Source organism: Roseibium sp. LAB1, assembly GCF_054658235.1.
Window position 1 is genome coordinate 1,190,214 of record NZ_BAAGIB010000001.1, and the last position, 16,758, is coordinate 1,206,971.

16 protein-coding genes and 1 tRNA gene are annotated in these 16,758 nt (G+C 59.0%); 11 read left to right on the plus strand and 6 right to left on the minus strand.

Going from position 1 to position 16,758, the window contains the following annotated elements:
* Positions 1–42 precede the first annotated feature (42 nt).
* From ACYQ54_RS05665 to ACYQ54_RS05700, 8 genes are all read left to right on the plus strand, one after another.
* On the plus strand, positions 43–822 hold the full coding sequence (locus ACYQ54_RS05665; protein WP_460080129.1) for a transporter substrate-binding domain-containing protein: 780 nt from the start codon (positions 43–45) through the stop codon (positions 820–822).
* A gap of 80 nt (positions 823–902) precedes the next feature.
* Positions 903–1,631 carry an ABC transporter permease gene (locus ACYQ54_RS05670; protein WP_460080131.1) on the plus strand — a complete coding sequence of 243 codons (729 nt, stop codon included), beginning with the start codon at positions 903–905 and terminating at the stop codon, positions 1,629–1,631.
* A 1-nt stretch (position 1,632) separates the two neighbouring features.
* The gene (locus tag ACYQ54_RS05675) at positions 1,633–2,448 is read left to right on the plus strand and encodes an ABC transporter permease (protein WP_460080134.1); all 816 of its coding nucleotides are present in this window, start codon (positions 1,633–1,635) and stop codon (positions 2,446–2,448) included.
* Positions 2,449–3,612: a M20 aminoacylase family protein gene (locus ACYQ54_RS05680; protein WP_460080135.1), complete on the plus strand. Its 1,164-nt coding sequence runs from the start codon at positions 2,449–2,451 to the stop codon at positions 3,610–3,612. It abuts the gene before it with no gap.
* 515 nt (positions 3,613–4,127) lie between these two features.
* Positions 4,128–4,790 carry a hypothetical protein gene (locus ACYQ54_RS05685; RefSeq protein ID WP_460080137.1) on the plus strand — a complete coding sequence of 221 codons (663 nt, stop codon included), beginning with the start codon at positions 4,128–4,130 and terminating at the stop codon, positions 4,788–4,790.
* A 20-nt stretch (positions 4,791–4,810) separates the two neighbouring features.
* Positions 4,811–6,787 carry a caspase family protein gene (locus ACYQ54_RS05690; RefSeq protein ID WP_460080138.1) on the plus strand — a complete coding sequence of 659 codons (1,977 nt, stop codon included), beginning with the start codon at positions 4,811–4,813 and terminating at the stop codon, positions 6,785–6,787.
* 46 nt (positions 6,788–6,833) lie between these two features.
* A complete protein-coding gene (locus ACYQ54_RS05695; protein WP_460080140.1) occupies positions 6,834–9,017 on the plus strand; it encodes a hypothetical protein in 2,184 nt (727 codons plus the stop codon).
* A 3-nt stretch (positions 9,018–9,020) separates the two neighbouring features.
* On the plus strand, positions 9,021–9,470 hold the full coding sequence (locus ACYQ54_RS05700; RefSeq protein ID WP_460080142.1) for a hypothetical protein: 450 nt from the start codon (positions 9,021–9,023) through the stop codon (positions 9,468–9,470).
* Here ACYQ54_RS05700 and ACYQ54_RS05705 read toward each other — a convergent pair.
* The 5 genes from ACYQ54_RS05705 to ACYQ54_RS05725 form a co-directional block, all read right to left on the minus strand.
* On the minus strand, positions 9,461–10,282 hold the full coding sequence (locus tag ACYQ54_RS05705) for a hypothetical protein (RefSeq protein WP_460080144.1): 822 nt from the start codon (positions 10,280–10,282) through the stop codon (positions 9,461–9,463). The genes ACYQ54_RS05700 and ACYQ54_RS05705 overlap by 10 nt on opposite strands.
* A 5-nt stretch (positions 10,283–10,287) precedes the next feature.
* The gene (locus ACYQ54_RS05710; RefSeq protein ID WP_460080145.1) at positions 10,288–11,415 is read right to left on the minus strand and encodes a hypothetical protein; all 1,128 of its coding nucleotides are present in this window, start codon (positions 11,413–11,415) and stop codon (positions 10,288–10,290) included.
* Between the two features lie 62 nt (positions 11,416–11,477).
* Complete coding sequence (locus tag ACYQ54_RS05715) at positions 11,478–12,359, minus strand: glycosyltransferase family 2 protein (protein WP_460080147.1); 882 nt, start codon at positions 12,357–12,359, stop codon at positions 11,478–11,480.
* 218 nt (positions 12,360–12,577) lie between these two features.
* Positions 12,578–12,838 carry an autotransporter domain-containing protein gene (locus ACYQ54_RS05720; protein WP_460080148.1) on the minus strand — a complete coding sequence of 87 codons (261 nt, stop codon included), beginning with the start codon at positions 12,836–12,838 and terminating at the stop codon, positions 12,578–12,580.
* 261 nt (positions 12,839–13,099) lie between these two features.
* Positions 13,100–13,176 (minus strand) — tRNA-Ile (locus tag ACYQ54_RS05725).
* A gap of 256 nt (positions 13,177–13,432) precedes the next feature.
* Between ACYQ54_RS05725 and ACYQ54_RS05730 the strand changes: the two genes are divergently transcribed.
* Positions 13,433–14,491, plus strand: coding sequence for an AI-2E family transporter (locus ACYQ54_RS05730; RefSeq protein ID WP_460080150.1), 1,059 nt, complete (start codon positions 13,433–13,435; stop codon positions 14,489–14,491).
* A gap of 149 nt (positions 14,492–14,640) precedes the next feature.
* Positions 14,641–15,387 (plus strand): SIMPL domain-containing protein, encoded by a 747-nt coding sequence (locus ACYQ54_RS05735; RefSeq protein WP_460080151.1) that lies wholly within the window; start codon positions 14,641–14,643, stop codon positions 15,385–15,387.
* 94 nt (positions 15,388–15,481) lie between these two features.
* Here the strand turns inward: ACYQ54_RS05735 and ACYQ54_RS05740 are convergent, their stop codons facing one another.
* Complete coding sequence (locus tag ACYQ54_RS05740; protein ID WP_460080153.1) at positions 15,482–16,069, minus strand: GNAT family N-acetyltransferase; 588 nt, start codon at positions 16,067–16,069, stop codon at positions 15,482–15,484.
* Positions 16,070–16,249: 180 nt separating this feature from the next.
* Here ACYQ54_RS05740 and ACYQ54_RS05745 point away from each other — a divergent pair, with 180 nt between their 5' ends.
* A complete protein-coding gene (locus ACYQ54_RS05745) occupies positions 16,250–16,747 on the plus strand; it encodes a cytochrome b (protein WP_460080155.1) in 498 nt (165 codons plus the stop codon).
* The last annotated feature ends 11 nt before the right edge of the window (positions 16,748–16,758 follow it).

Here is a 16,758-nt window from a genome sequence, read left to right on the forward strand (position 1 = left end):
CCGGAAGACCCGGCCTGAAAAGTCAAAAAACAGGGGAACAGCATGAAGCATATTCTGAAAACAACATTCGTCGCCGCCGCACTGGCCACCACCGCCTTCACCGGCGCCATGGCCGAGGAAGTCAAGGTCGGCGTCGCTGCCGAGCCTTATCCGCCGTTCACCTCGCCCGATTCCAGCGGCAAGTGGGTCGGTTGGGAAATCGAATTCATGGACGCTATCTGCGAGGAAGCCAAACTCGACTGCGTCGTCACGCCGGTTGCCTGGGACGGCATCATCCCCGCCCTGACGTCCGGCAAGATCGACATGATCATCGGCTCCATGTCCATCACGGAAGAGCGCCTGAAGACCATTGATTTCTCCGACAAGTACTACAACACCCCGACCGGCATCATCGGCGCCAAGGGTGATGAGTTCGACGCCACGCCGGAAGGCCTGTCCGGCAAGATCGTCGGCGTGCAGGTCTCGACCGTTCATGCCGTTTATGCAGAGAAGTATTTTGGCGAAAGCGCTGCGGAGATCAAGCAGTACCAGACCCAGGATGAGGCCAACCAGGATCTCGCCGCCGGCCGTCTCGACGCCGTTCAGGCGGACGCCATCGCTCTTGATGCGTTCCTGAAATCCGACGCTGGAGCCTGCTGTGAACTCAAAGGCAACGTCAAGGACGATCCGGCGATCCTCGGTGCCGGCGTCGGTGTCGGCCTGCGCAAGGGCGACACGGAACTGAAGGACAAGGTCAATGCCGCGATCAAGGCGATCCGCGACAATGGCACCTATGAAACGTTCTCCAAGAACTATTTCGACTTCGATATTTACGGCGGCTAATCAGTCCGATCGCCCTTAAGAAACCGTCCCGCGCCTTCCGGCGCGGGCGGACATTTTCAAAGCAAGGTTGACCGCTGCCGATGGCTGCCCCTTCCGGTTTTCTCAATCTCGATCTGCTCGCCCTGTCGCCTCCGGGCTGGGGTGGAGTGCTTCTCGCAGGGTTCGCAGCCTCGCTGCAGCTCGCGGTCGGCGGCTTCGGCCTGGGCCTGCTGATTGGTATCGGCGGCGCCTTCGGCAAACTCTACGGCGGTCCGATCCTTCGCGATCTGCTTGAAGTCTATACTACCGTCATCCGTGCCGTTCCCGAGCTTGTCCTCATCCTGCTGCTTTATTACGCCGGCACCGACGCAGTGAATTCGCTGCTGATGCTTGTCGGCCTGCCCCGCGTCGATATCAGCGGACTGGCGGCCGGCATCTTCGTCATCGGCGTGGTTCAGGGCGCTTATTCGACCGAGGTCCTGCGCGGTGCAATCAAGGCTGTGCCGCCCGGACAGATCGAAGCCGCCCGCGCCTATGGCATGTCGCCGTTCAAGACGCTGCGCCGCATCACCCTGCCGGCCATGCTGCCCTATGCCATTCCCGGTCTGTCCAATCTCTGGCTGATCGCCACCAAGGACACCGCCCTTCTGGCCGTAGTCGGCTTCTCCGAGCTGACGCTGGTAACCCGCCAGGCAGCAGGCAGTACCAAGGCCTACATGCTGTTCTATTGCGCGGCCGGCGTGCTCTATCTCACCCTGACGCTGGTTTCCAACCGCGTCATTGCCCACATCGAAAAACGCGCAAGGCGCGGCATTGCGGGGCCTGTGTGAGATGAGCGAAACCAAGATCGACATGCCCGCCTATGTTCCGCCGCCGCCCCGCCGGCTGCTGGAGCCGCACAGGATCTTCCTGTTCGCCCTCTTCGGGATTATCGTCTTTTGCGCCGTCTGGTTCCTGCGCTGGGACTGGCTGCCGAAATATCAATGGAAGCTGATTAACGGCATCGGCGAAACGCTGTTCCTGCTGTTTTCAACGGCAGCCACCGGTTTTCTGCTTGCCATAGCCCTGGGCCTTGTCCAGGTCACTGGGCCAAGACCGCTTGCCTGGCTCGCCCGCGGCTTCTGCACGCTGATCCGCGGTACGCCGCTACTGCTGCAGTTGTGGCTGCTGTATTACGGCCTCGGCTCGGTCTTCGCGCAATATCCCGAAATCAGGCAGTCGATGTTCTGGCCCTATCTGCGCCAGGCCTGGCCGTACGGCTTCACGGCGCTTATGCTCTCCTTCGCCGCCTATGAAGGGGAAGTGATGCGCGGCGCCTTCGCCGGCGTACCCCGGGGTGAACTGGAAGCTGCCCGCGCTTTCGGCATGAGCCGCTTCACCATGTTCCGCCGCATCTGGCTGCCGCGTGCCATCTACCGCGCGCTGCCGACCTTGAGCGGGGAAACCGTCCTGCAGCTGAAATCGACTCCGCTAGTGGCAACCATCACGGTGGTCGATGTCTACGCAATCATTTCCAGAGTGCGGCAGGATACCTATCTCACTTATGAGCCGCTGCTGCTGCTCGCACTGATCTATATGTGTCTCACCGGGATTCTGGTATTGCTGTTCCGTTTCCTTGAAAACCGGATCCCTAGCCGTGGTGCGTGAATGACCCTTCAGTCGTCCAACTTCCTTCCCGAAATCGTTGCCACTCGGCGCCATCTGCACACAATTCCGGAAATCGGCCTGTCGGAATTCAAGACGTCGGATTACGTCGCCGGCGAATTGGCTGCACTGGGATACGAGGTTACCCGCGGGCTTGCGAAGACCGGCATCGTCGCGACACTGCGCAATGGCACGTCCTCCCGAAGCGTCGGCATTCGTGCCGATTTCGACGCCCTCCCGATCCTCGAGGAAACCGGGGCAAACTATGCCAGCACCCATCCGGGTGTCATGCATGCCTGCGGTCACGACGGCCACACGGCCATGTTGCTTGGCGCAGCGAAAATCCTGGCCGAACGCAAGCAGTTCGACGGGACCGTGCATCTGATCTTCCAGCCGGCGGAAGAAAACTTCGGCGGCGCCAGGCTGATGATGGAGGACGGTCTCTTCGAACGCTTCCCCTGTGACGCCGTCTTCGGCCTCCATGACGACCCGGGCCTGCCCTTTGGCCAATTCGCCTTCCGGGACGGAGCGATGATGGCGGCCGCCGACGAATGCAAGATCACCGTCATTGGTCACGGTGGCCATGGCGCAGAGCCGCAAGATGCTTCCGATCCGATCGTGTGTGGTGCCAGCATCATCATGGCACTGCAGACCATTGCGTCGCGCAACATCCACCCACTGCAGTCTGCCGTGATCACGGTCGGCGCCTTCAACAGCGGCATTGCCAGCAACGTGATCCCCGAACGTGCCGAAATGAGTCTGACGGTCCGGGCTCTTGACCCCGACGTGCGCGATGAACTGGAACGGCGCATCCGTCTGGTCGCAGACGGTCAGGCCGCCAGCTACGGCATGCGGGCCGAGGTCGATTACGAGCGTGGCTATCCGCCGATGATCAACCACACTGCCGAGACCGATTATCTGCGTGGTCTCGCCAAACGGTTTGCGGGTGAGGAAAACGTTGCCGAACTTAAGCGACCCTCCATGGGTAGTGAGGACTTCGCCTATTTCCTGGAAGAACGCCCCGGCAGTTACTTCATGCTCGGCACCGCCAAGACCGACCGCGACCCGCCCCTGCATCATCCCAGATATGATTTTAACGACGACATCCTGCCCATCGGCACGAATTTCTGGGTCGCACTGGCGGAAGATTTCCTGTCCGGCAAATAACGCAGGAAACGGCGCATTTTCAGCCTGATTGCAGACAGTCCGATTGGTGCGCCCCGCCAAACGGACTTGCCACGCCGTCACAAGGCGAAGCTCCGTGATGTCCTCGCCCCCCAGCTACCCCACGTCCCTGATTTGATACGGGAAACCCGTCGCTGGCCGCAGCATATCGCTTGGCTTTCCCATCTGAAACGGTCTTCCGACCTGAGCCAACAGGCTCCAGGACTTCATGTTCCCGCCTGAACACGAGAAGCCCGATTGCCAGGCAGACACTGGCGCGAAATTTTGCTTCACTAAACGTGGACAATTGATAGGATGTAGTGTGCCGCCGACAATGCAATATTTATCAAAAACATGATGAAAGCGTCATAGAACGCTAAGTCAGCTTTAAAAAATATCGGTGAGTTATGGCAGAGATTACCAAGCGTAAGATGCTCGGTTTCCTATCATTTATTGCGTCTATTTTGGTAGCCTGGCTGACAGGCGCGACAAGTTCCGCCAAGGCGAGCAGTCAGGAAATGACCGATCCTGTCAGCAATACATCCTGGCAGCTTTCCAACTCGCAGCAGATCTTTTCGCGAAGCACACTGCTGCCGTTCGACGAGTCGTTCGACCCGATGGTGACCGGCAGCAAGCTCGAAGATCCCAACGGCAAGCCCCTTACGGTCGCGGCCTATGAAAGCGAATCCCCGAGCGTCAAGAAAGGGTCCGGCAAGGAAGCAGCCCGGCCTTTTCTCTTCATTCCGAAGCGTGATGGCGAAGAGACCACTATCTCCCGGGAAAGAGCCACTCTAGAGCGTTTCCTGAACACACGCGTTCGGGTGAAAAATGCCTGTGAGCGCTGCAAGCAGAAGGTAAAACGCGGCCTGGAACCCGTCAGATGCATTACCGAGGTCCTGCAGGATCTGGAAAATCGCCTGGCGCGCGAGGCGGAAAACGGAAGTGCCGTTGCACAGTCCGCCCTGCCGATCGTCCGCGAAATGGTGGTAAAAGTCGAGCAAGCCGATAGCGACGAAGCCGCTCTTGCCGCCGTACGCGAAGGCATCAGCAAGGTTCAGCGCATTCAGATCGTCCGTTCCCAGGACACTGTGATCGCCAACCTGCAGCAACAACAGCGAGCCGTTCTGACCGAGACAATTGAAGCGGTCGAAGTCAATCTGGCTTCCATGATTTCAATTTGAGTGGAATGCGGTTCCAAACCATGAATGTGCTTTTGGTCCGGCGACTTCTACACACGGTCTTGCTCCTGTCTGGCCTGATACTCGCAATCGCGGTTTCCGGTCCCGATCCTGCGCGAGCTCAGCAACTCGTGCCCGACACGCGCATGGCGCTGATCATCGGCAACTCCAACTACAAGGGAGAAAAGCTCCCCAACGCGCGCAACGACGCGGAGAGCATCGCAGCAACGCTGCAAACGCTTCGGTTCGAGGTCACCTTGGTCCTGGACGCAACGCAAGAGGGCTTCTTGGCTAAAACCGAGGAGTTCGCGCAGACAGCCGTCCGGCGCAACGCCAGTGTGGTACTGGTCTATTACGCCGGACACGGCGTTCAACTGGCGGGAAAGAACTACCTCATCCCCGTCGACGCCCACATCAGCGACGTCGACACGCTTGTCAGCGAGAGCATCCATTTCGATGAGCTGCTAAAGCTTGTCGGGCGCAGTGGCGCCTTCAAGATGGTCTTCCTCGACGCCTGCCAGAACAACCCGTTTCTGGATCGCATTATGAGCCTGGAAGTCGGCCTGGCACCGCCGCCGGATGTCAGCGGGTTCCTGATCGGTTATGCGACGCAGCCGGGAAAGGTCGCCTTTGACGGCGCGGGAGACAACAGCCCCTACGCAGCGGCGCTCCTGTCCTATATGCATGCCTCCGGCCGCGAGGTCCTGTCGGTGCTATCGGACGTGAACCAGAACGTGCGCAAGGAAACGGGCGGCGCGCAAATCCCCTACGTGCAATTTTCCGTCAAACCCGACTTCTATTTCAAGCCCGGGCCGGAGACGGACGGGGACCTGGAAGTGGGGCTCTGGAAACTGTCGGTGCAGCAGGCAGACCCCAAGCTGATCCAGCTCTATTTGCAACGTTATCCGGAAGGCAGGTTCGTCGACGAGGCCCAGACGATGCTCGAAAGAGCCTTGAAGAGTTCGGATGGAGAGCTTCCCACGGCTCCTGTCAATCTCGCAAGTCTGGAGGAAGAAATCTGGTCGAACGCACTGGCCTCCCGGAACAGGGCCTTGCTGCAATACTACATCGAGCGCTTTCCGGAAGGCCAATATCTGGACCAGGCGAAAAAGCTAGTCACCCAGATGATGCCCGACAATCCGAACAATCTTACGCCTGCGGAATTGTGCAGGAAATTTGCAACTCATCCGAATGATTCAACCATCATCTACCGAGGCGTATCCCTCAACCTTCTGGCAAAGAACTCGGGTGCCGCGATTCACTCCTGCGAGCAGGCCGTTGCGGACTATCCGGATGTGCCTCACTACAAGGCCCTCCTCGCGCGCGCTCGGGCCGCTGCCGGCGACACCACGATTGCCGTGGACCTCTACCAGCAGGCAGCTGCTGCCGGCGACACGCGGGCACTGGTCAGCCTTGGCCTGCTTTATGAACTTGGTCAGGGCCTGCCCAAGGACCTGATAAAGGCCCGCGAGCTGTTCGAGCGAGCTTATGGCAACGGCAGCCCGGACGGAGCCATCAATCTTGCCGTCTCCCTTTATAACGGCACAGGTGGCGCGCGAGACGTTCCCCGCGCGATCTCTCTCCTGGAATATGCCTCTTCCGAAGGCGCTGCCAGGGCAACCTACAATCTCGGCGTCTTTGCCAAGGAAGGCATCTACAAGACCCCGGAAGATGCTGCCGCCTACTTCGAGCTTGCCGCGCAGCAGGGCTACGCGGAGGGTGCACTTGCAGCCGCAGCGATCTACGACGAAGGGTTCCACACCGACAAATCACCGCAAAAGGCATCGGAACTGCTGTTGTCCGCATTGACGGCGGACAGCGGCGAAACACTGGCGAAAGTTTCCGCTGAAGCCCGAAGCTGGTCACACGATACCATTCTTGAAATCCAGACCAGATTGCAGGCCGCCGGCTATTACGAAGGCACGCTGGACGGTGTGCCCGGCCCGCTTTTCAACCGCGGACTGGAGTCGTGGCGGCTCTATGGTGGCTCCCCATCGTGATTTCCGGCAAGATTGTTCGATAGATTTCTTGGGGGCCGACCGGAACATGGAATTTGACGTCCTTTACCTGGCCGACCTGCGCTTTCCCGGCGGCACGTCCACATCGCTCAAATATGATCTTCGCGCCTGCAGGCGGGCCGGATTGAGAGCCGGCCTCATCCCTCTCCATTCCCCGTTGTTTTCCCGAAACCGAACCCTGAACGCATCCGTTCTGGCTGAAATCGAGGCGACCGGTACCGTCATAGTTCCGTGCAACGAAAGGCCGCGATCCAGGATCGCGCTTCTGTATCATCCGACATTTCTGGACAAGCGGGTGCAATGCCGGACCCGGTTCGATGCGGATGCGTGTTACCTCGTCGTCCATCAGACAATCCGAAACCGCGACGGGCAACGCGCCTTTCCGACAGATCACTGGTCGGCGCTCATCTCAGACTGGTATGGCCACGCACTCAAGCTCCTGCCTGTGAGCGAGATCGTACGGGAAGACCTTGTGGCAAACGGCATGTCCCATGCCCTTCACACGAGCGACTGGGCGAACCTGATCGATCTGGACGACTTTCCGGAGAAACAGCCCAGGGAGCCGAAGTCACCATTGATCATCGGTCGCCACAGCCGGCCAAGTGTGGACAAGTGGCCCACCCTGCCCGTTGCCATGACATGCTATCCCCAATCCCCGGACCTTGCCTTCCGCATGATGGGTGTGCCTCAGGGCTTTCTCGACCAGTTCGAAGACCTGCCGTCCAACTGGCAGGTCCTGCCATTCTCGAAGGAACCGCTATCCGGGTTTCTTCAGGGCCTCGACGTTTACAGCTATTTTCATTCCCGTACGCTTGTCGAAGCCTTCGGATATTGCGTGCTCGAAGCTCTTGCGACCGGTCTGCCATGCGTGGTTCCGCGCTACATGGAAACCAGCTTTTCCGATGCGTGTCTTTATGCCGAGCCGGACGAGGCTCCGCTGGTCTATGAGCGGCTTCGCACCGACCCCAACCTCTATGAAACGACCTCCCGCAAGGCGCGCGCATTTGTGGAAGAACGGTTCGGCCTGGACCAGTTCGCCGGAAAATTCGACCGTGTCGCCGAACCATCCGCCGCGGCCCGGCCTGCGCCCAGGCAGCGAGCACCCGCACCAGCACCGGTCGTTCTTGCAGTCACCTCCAATGGCGTCGGCCTCGGACATCTTTCCCGGCAACTAGCCATCGCCAAGGCGATCGGCCCGCGTGCGAATGTCGTGTTCTTCTCGCTGTCCGAAGCAATAGAAATTGCGCGTTCCATGGGATATCTCGCAGAATTCCGGCCTTTCCGTCAGAGGCTGGAGTTGGATTTCAAGGCCTGGAACAGCTACTTCTTCCAGGAAATGCGGGAAGCTCTCAGCCACTACAAGCCATGCCTCACATTGTTTGACGGCAACTTGCCCTATGCGGGGTTCGTGGACGCTGTTGAAAGCTACGGTCAGGCGACAAGCGTCTGGATCCGACGTGGGCTCTGGCGCACGCTCCAGCCCAACAGCATCGCCCGAGAGGGCTTTTTCGATGCGATCATCGAACCGGGAGAATTATGCGCTCCCCTGGATGAAGGCTATTCCCGCCCCAATTCCAACAGCGTCGCGCGGGTCGACCCGGTGCTGATGACGCCGAGAGACCAGCTCTTTGACAGACCAACCGCAAGGCGGGCGCTGAACCTGCCGGACGACGCAATCCTTTGTCTGGTGCAACTCGGTTCGGAGGCAAACTTCGACATGTCCCTTCCAAGGGCACGTCTGCTGGAGTTTCTGGACAGACACCTCGAAGTGATCGCGGTCGACGTCAGATCGCCGCTTCATTTCGAAGAGCAGGCGGATTTCCATGAGCGCCTGTTGATGCGGAAGGTCTATCCGCTCGGGCAGTATCTGAAGGCATTCGACTTCGCGGTCTGTGCGGCCGGGTACAATACCTTTCATGAAAACATTGCCGCCGCGCTGCCATCGATCTTCATTCCGAACAGCAATCCGATCATGGACGTGCAGGAAGCACGGGCGGAGTATGGCGCCCGTGCCGGTTGGAACCTCTCCTCATCTGCCGAGGATCCCTACGCGATCGGGAACCAACTGGAGCAGATGCTCGACCGCGATGTCCGCCAATCGCTGTCCCGCTCCTGTCTTCGAAAGTCCGGCTGGTGGAACGGCGCGCAGCAGATTGCGCATCTGTTGCAAGCGGTCGCCCAGCTTCCTGCAAATCCCCTGGAGGACCGTTGAACCGTGTCTTTCAAACAAAGCCTTCGCAAAATCGGACTTCGGGTTGCCCTTGGCAGCTTTCAGAAACTTGATGCCAACCCAAAAGACAATGCCGCCCTCTTGTCGGAACAGCGCAGGAAAGGCACCGTCGCACTTGTCTGGGCACTCGACCAGGCAAGTGATCACCTTTCCAACGCGTTGAAAGACCAGTTGGAGAAGCTTGCCGAGTTCGAAACGATCGTCGTCGTGTGCCCGCCCAGGTACTTCTCGGCACTCCGAAGTAGAGGCCTCTTTTTCGAAACCCTGCCACCGTCGTCGGATTTCCCCCGCAGCGGCATCCCGTCCAATTGGGATCTCTACCTCACGCGGCGGATAGCACGCATCCGGGAAAACTGGGCACCGGACTTCGAGTTCACGGTCGGCCAGTCACCCGATGATTATATCCTGTCCCTGTCAAAAGGTGATCAGACATAACCATCCGCAGAAAAGACGGCAGGCTCCGCAAAGGCATAGTCCCACAAGGAGGCCTGCTGAAGCGCTTCGCGAATGTCTTCGCCGTTTGAAATCGACAGGAAAGGGTCTCTTTCCCGCTCCTGCTTGAAATCCGGTATCAGCGTGAAGTCGAAGGCGGACAATCCGCAGATACCCTGGTACTTCCTCTGCAGGCTGTAAAAGGCGGTCCGGGCTGGTTGGTTGAGATCGGCACCATAGGAAAGGTGCCGAACATCAAGCCTCGCACTGAGCACCCTTTCCGACAGGAACCGAAACCAGTCGTCAGTGGTTCCGGCATCCGCCAGAAACCCTTCCATCGTGATTTCCGGTTTCAGGGAGGTCGTATCGACCCATTTCCAGGCTCCAAGCTTCCGTGCCTTTACAAGAGAGACATATCTCGCAAACCGCTCTCTCGTCAGAAAGGCGCAGGAGCAATTCAACTGAAAAAGGATGTCCTCAATCAATCTGCCAGCCAATTGCTTCGGCAGGATCGAGTAGCACAAGACGTCGAAGCCAAGGCGGTTGCAAACCCTGGAAAGCGCGTTCAGGACGGATACCGGATCTTCCCTGAAATGATTTGCAAGTGCTTTCGCTTTGGCCAGGTCCACTTCAATCCCGCTTTCCTCCTCCAGGAGGGCAAGAAAGTCCGGCGTCATGGTCTCAAGGCCGAAGGGAGACGACGGATTGAACAGTTCCCCAAGCACAACAGCGTTTTCAAGACCGTGCCGCATCATGGTCTGATGCAGATGCGTGCCGCTTCTTCCCGCTGATAGCAGAATGTGGTGACGCACCATGCCACTCAACCTTGCAAAATCAGGTCGGATGCGCCGCCTGGCCGGAGTGTTTTCTTCACGGTCGCTCGCGCCACCATGAGCGCCAGCCCCTCGACCTCGACGTCCGGAGCCTTCAGGACTGGGTCCTCCAGGATCAGCTGCAACTGCTCGTATTCGGCATGGCGAGGGTCAGCGATGTCCTTTTCGCGACCTGTCTCTTCGTCGAACTCACGCCAATCGCGCATCCTCCGGAACAGAATGCCCGTGGACCCAACCCGGCGTGCAAGCCGGGCAAAATCCGGCATCTCGGTGTAATTCTCCTGCCGGACAACAAACACCATCTGGAACTCGTCAATGACCTTCAATCTGCGCAAATGGCCAAGGAAATAAAGGTTGGGCATCAGCTGGGCCAACTGCTGGCCCGGCCTCAACTTGCCGTAGGTTTCCGGCGTTGCCGCGTCAACAGACACACGAACGCTGCCGACATGCCCCCACAGATCCAGCCGGTTCCAGACGGCTTCCGTCAGCAGCAGGCCATTGCTGTGAAGGTCCAGAGCCTTTCGCGGTTCTGCCTCACGGCAATAGGTCTTCAGGAAGTTCAGGAAATGCCGGCTTGCAAAGGGCTCGCCTTCGCGGCCGATGGTTATTCGGTCGGTTTGGGACAGAAAGCGTGTGTATGGCTCGTTAAAGATCCAGTCGAGCCTGTCGGCATCATACTTTTTCAGTTGAACAGGTTCAGTTCCGCGGACGGGACTGGCTGTGTTGCTGCTCAAGTCATGACCAAGGCTGGCGCATGTTGGAGGCTTCTCCAGGTAGGTTTTGCCGCTCCGGATGATCTCCTGATAGTAGGCGACCGCAGAAGACGGGTCTCTTGACGACAGGATCTCCTCGCGCTTCGGAAGATCGCGCCCTGCGATGCGCGGGCATTCCGGACGGCAGCAATGCGAAAAGTCGCCCTCAAGGATCGACCGCCGTATTTCCTGGGCTTTGGGCGAATTCCAGGCGGTTTCAGGATCGTCAGACAGGCTGCCTATTGCGGCCGGTTGCCAGGCCGCGGGACAAAAGTGAATGTCCTGGTTCGGCTGGGTCTCGATCCGGTCGAACGGATTGGAACAGAAGCGCTGGCTCAGCCAGGTGTCGTCAGGCCTATCCATGCAGTTCGCCCGGAAAAGTCATCGCAGGGTTCCCAAACTCGCAAGGAGACCTCTTTGGCAAGTCAGACGGCATGCTCCTTCTCAACCTCCTTGAAGGCGGAGGCAACCCGATCCTTGTCGATCCCCTTGAACGCAAGATACCTGTCCGAAAGCTGGAGTTTCTCCACCTTCTGCGATCGTTGCCGGTCGTCTCCGGCATAATCGTGACGCATCACCGCGCCCGGCTGATAGAGAAACTGCCTCGCCTCCGTCTCGCCCAGCATCCGGCAACACAGATCCATGCCTTCGTGGCCCGCCAACAGCGGATCAAAGCCGCCATATTTTTCGAAGGCTACCGCCTGCCAGGCCGAAAAACCCTCCGTCGTCGGCGGCGCCGGTTTCAGACAGTCGCCGAGATCGTAGTGGTTGCCTTTCAGCCCGTTTCCGGACTTCGGCGCGATGCGCCCGCGCACAGCCACCGCCCCGCGCTCGACACAGGTGCATGCAAGCAGTTCGAGATCTGCCGCCCCTGTCGATGCGTCATCATCCAGAAACAGAAGGCACCCCCCTCGGGAAACGTAGGCACCGACGTTTCGCGCCGCCGAGCAACCGATATTCTCCGGCAAGCCGAATACCCGCGCCTTGTCCGCATACAGGCCGGATGCCCCCTCAGAGGCTCCAGGCCCATTGCCGACGAAAATCAATTCAACGTCCGGACGTCGGACGAAATCTTCGATACCCCAGCCAACCTCGCAGGCCTCAAGGCCGCTCCGATGGGATACGACAATCACCGAAACCTTCGTGCCGTATATGTTTTGTAGGTTTTCCGTCAGGGCGAAGCGATGAATATTCGCGTAGATCTCCTGCAGGCAGGCGGAAACGGCGTGCTGCGCATTTGCAAATTCTCCGTTCTCGAAATGACCTGTTGCCTGCGTGTAGGAAGCCAAACTCACGTTCCCGCTCATGTCCGATCCTGAAGACCGTTGAGGTATGTGCACATCCGTTCATCGTTGCAGCACGTGGCTGGCTTGATCAACGATGTGGCCCACATGGGGCTCCCTCAGGCCGTCCGATTAAAGCTAAGCGCCCAACATCGCCCCGTCCAGCGTCGCGGGGCATCTTTCGTTCCCGGCAGCCATTTCTAACGGGATCGACAAGACCGCATAAACCCATGCCTGCCGTCTCAGAACCTCGCCCTGAGTTTCGCAGCGAAAGTGTGGTCCTGCTGACGCTCACCGAAGGAGCCGGTGCAATCGGCAGTGATGTTGAGGGTGTCAGTCACGCCGAAATCCAGCCCCGCATCGACAAGCGCCACATCCTGGTCCAGCGCCGCGCCGGTGATCGTGATTGGCAAGCTGCCGGTGACAAAAGCCAACGTGCTGGTAGGTTCAACGTCGCCAAATGCATGGTTCCAGGCGACAGCCCCCTTCAATGAGACCTTCATGCACGGGCAAGTTTGCCAAGATCATGTTCGCCGTGGATGCCGAGGGTGGTAATGCCAAGCGTGTTGGTCGAGGCTGACCTCACCCGCCGGCAAAGTAACATCTTCGCCCCTCTTTCAAGGCAGCACACATGCTGGCCGACGCCAGCATTCAAGCATCACGAAAATTCACGGGAACAGAAGAAAACCCGCTTTCTTCGGCTGACAAATCGCGCGGACAAAAAGGAAAAACCCGAAAGGAAAACCAACGCCCCGAAAGGGAAGTGGTGGGCCCGGAGGGACTCGAACCCCCAACCAATCCGTTATGAGCGGACGGCTCTAACCAATTGAGCTACAGGCCCACGGCAGGGCGAAGCCTTGCAAGGCCCTGCGTCTGGTTCCCTATACCATGGCCAATCTCCGGGGCAAGTGCTTTGCAACGGGAGGGTGAAAAAGGTTTGGAAACTGGCAGGGTGAAGGCGTTTCCAGACCGACTGGGAGGGCTTTGGTGGAAAAACGGGTTCCGTTCGCCTGCGCCATCGGGTCTAAATGTGGCAGACGGGGTGTCGACGAGTCACCCGGTGACAAGACCCGCCATTCTCGCCAGCCGGAGCCACCATGCGATCACCGCTTCTCACCGCCACGCTGAGTATCCTGCTCGTCTGCATGATCGGCTGGCTGCTGGTGGTCGGGCGCTCCCTGATCCTGCCGTTCGTGATCGCGCTGATCGTCTGGTACATGATCAACTCTCTGGCCCATGTCTTTGCGCATATTCCGCTTGGCCGGTGGCGCCTGCCCCGTCTTGTGTCATTTTCTCTGGCACTGCTGGCGATCTTCTTTGCCGGCACGGTTGTGCTCGACATCGTGACCGTCAATCTCACCCAGCTCGCCCAGGACGCGCCGACCTATCAGCGGCGTCTGGAAGAACTCTTTGCCCAGGCCTCGACCCAACTGCACCTCAACGATCCGATCGAACTGAAGGATCTTTTGCCCGATTCCATTGTGCCGCGGATGGTAACCGCGGGTGCGAGCCTGGTGACGACGCTGGCCGGGTCGGCCAGTCTTGTGTTCATCTATGTCCTGTTCCTTGTGCTTGAGCAGTCGACCTTCGACCGCAAGTTCGAGCGTCTGTTTCCCTCGCCCGAGCGGGCGGACGCCGCCTTCGCCATGCGGGCCGAGATCAACCGCTCGATCATGCATTATTTCTCGATCAAGACCGCCGTCTCGGTTGCCACCGGAGTGCTGACCAGCCTCGTGCTGATTGCCATCGGCCTGCCCTATGCCGCGCTGTTCGGCTTCATTGCATTCCTGCTCAACTACATTCCCACAATCGGCTCGCTGATCGGCGTGATCTTTCCCAGCCTCCTTGCCGTCGTCTATTACGACACACTGGGCCCCTTCATCGCCATTGCAACCGGCCTCGGTCTCATCCAGTTCACAATCGGCAATCTGGTCGAACCGCGCCTGATGGGGTCAAACCTCAACCTGTCCGGCCTGGTCATCATGCTGTCGCTGGCGTTCTGGGGGGCGATCTGGGGTGTTGTCGGCATGGTTCTGTGCGTCCCCCTGACCGTGATGATCGTGATTGTCTGTGCCCGTTTTGAAGGCTCCAGACCGATAGCAATCCTGTTGTCGCAAACCGGCGAAGTCGGCGACCTGTCACGCAAAACCGGTTAGACCGAAGAAGCAATTTTTAACGCCAGCTTTGACGCGGTTTGCGGTTTTTGCAGATGAACGGCAGATGAACACAACCGTCATTACGGCGCCGCAATCACAGGCGAGTGTCCGCCCATCGAACAAACTGTTTCCATCAAGGATAAGTTCATATGAATGCCCCTCTTTTCCCCTCCGTCTCCCTGCTGCGCAAGGCCGTTCTGGCCGCCGGCCTCAGTGCCGCGCTCGTGAGTGCCGCACCGGCTTTCGCCGAAGATGCCCCGGCACCGGCCGGCACAATCACCATGCAGGGCCGCGGCGCGGTTTCCGTTGCCCCCGACATGGCCGTCATTTCCGCCAGCGTGGTCACCACAGGCAAATCCACCGCCGACGTTCTTGCCGAAAACAGCGCCGCAATTGCCAAAGTCATCGAAGCGGTAAAGGCGAACGGCATCGAGGCAAAGGACATCCAGACCAAGGGGTTCGGCATCTACCCGCGCTACGATCACTCCAAGAATTCCAGCAGCCAGCCGGATATTGCAGGCTACGAAGTGCGCAACGGTGTTGAGGTCAAGATCCGCGATCTGGCCAAGCTCGGTGGCCTGCTGACTCTTGTGGTCGAGAGCGGTGCCAACTCGGTCGATTCCATACGCTTCGAAGTCAGCAATGCCGACGAGATGCTGGACGAAGCCCGCAAGAAGGCGGTTGACGACGCACGGCACAAGGCGGACATCTTCGCGGCAGCGGCCGGCGTCGATCTTGGAACCATTGCCGACATCACGGAAACCGGAACCGAAATGCCGCGTCCTTACATGATGCGCGCCGAAGGCATGATGATGACCAAATCCGCCGATGTGCCGATCGAGGCCGGCGAGGAAACCATCAGCGCGAATGTCACCATCCGCTGGACGCTGAAGTAAGCCTCCGCAGGAAACGGAAACCGGGGTCTGGCTACCAGACCCCGGTTTTTTGTCTTTTGCGTTCGTTGCTGATCTTTGTTCTGCCTGCCATCCCTCACAAGGTCCGGTGCCACACCTGCATGGGTTTGTCGGTTTCAACGGTCTCGCCGACATCGCGCCAGGGAAACGTCACGACGAGCCCCTCCAGTTTTTCATAACCGCGTTTGCGCCAGAACGGATCGAGCGGCGCGTAGTCGGCCGGCCTCAGGGGATGCGTGTCCGGGCGGATCACCGCACAGAACGCCGCCTCACCGAAACCGAGCCGCCTGGCATGGGCTTCGCGCTCGTCAAAGAAGCGATGGCCGATGCCCTGGCCGCGATAGGCAGGATCCAGGACGGATTCCGCCATGTAGAAGACCTGTTCCGGATCCAGTCCCTGCTCGACGAAAGGTACCTTGAAAGCTTCCAGTTCCGCACCGAGCGGCTCGCCGGTCGCCGCCCCGATTAGCCGGTCACCGTCATAAGCCCCGACGATCACAGCACCCAGCGTCTGCGTATAGCGCTGCAGGTATCTGGCTTCGTAATCGAGAGAGCCCTCGTAGAGATACGGCCAGCTGCGGAAGACCGATATCCTAAGCCGCGCAAGATCGTTGAGGGCTTCCGTCAGATCGGAACCCGTCAGCGTTCTGATTTCGACCGGCATGATGTCTCCTCCTGATCGCAAACGGACCGGCCTGGAAAGGCACTGGTCCACCCTTTTTCCAATTGTCGCAAAACCGGATGGAACCGTTACCAAATAGTACAATTCCCTGATACCTCCGCCCGCAAGATCGTGGCACACATATCGGGTATTTCACTTCCTTGCGAGGAGCCAAAGCACGCCATGTCCAGGACACAGCCAGCTTCCTACAGTCCGATACATATCATTTTGCACTGGGTGATTGCCGCCCTGATCCTGTTTCAGCTGATCTTCGGCGAAAGCATGGGGGACTTCAAACACGCCCTGCGTGACGGCGACGTACCGGATGCGGCAACCGGCTTCCTCGGCAATGCGCATATCTGGGTGGGCATTGCCATTCTGGCATTGACCCTCATGCGTCTTCTGGTCCGGGTAAAATTCGGTGTCCCGGCTCCACTGCCCGCTTCCAGGTTACAGGAACTGGCTGCCAGGGGTGTCCATGGTTTGCTCTATCTGACCATGCTGCTGGCACCGATCACCGGATTGCTGGCCTGGTATGGCGGCATTCACACGGCGGAAGAAATCCACGAGTTGAGCAAACCGTTCTTTATCGTGCTGATCGCGCTGCATGTGCTCGGTGCACTCTACCATCATGTCGCGCTGAAGGACGGCACGATGATGCGGATGGTGTCCTCCAGATAACCGGCAGAAAC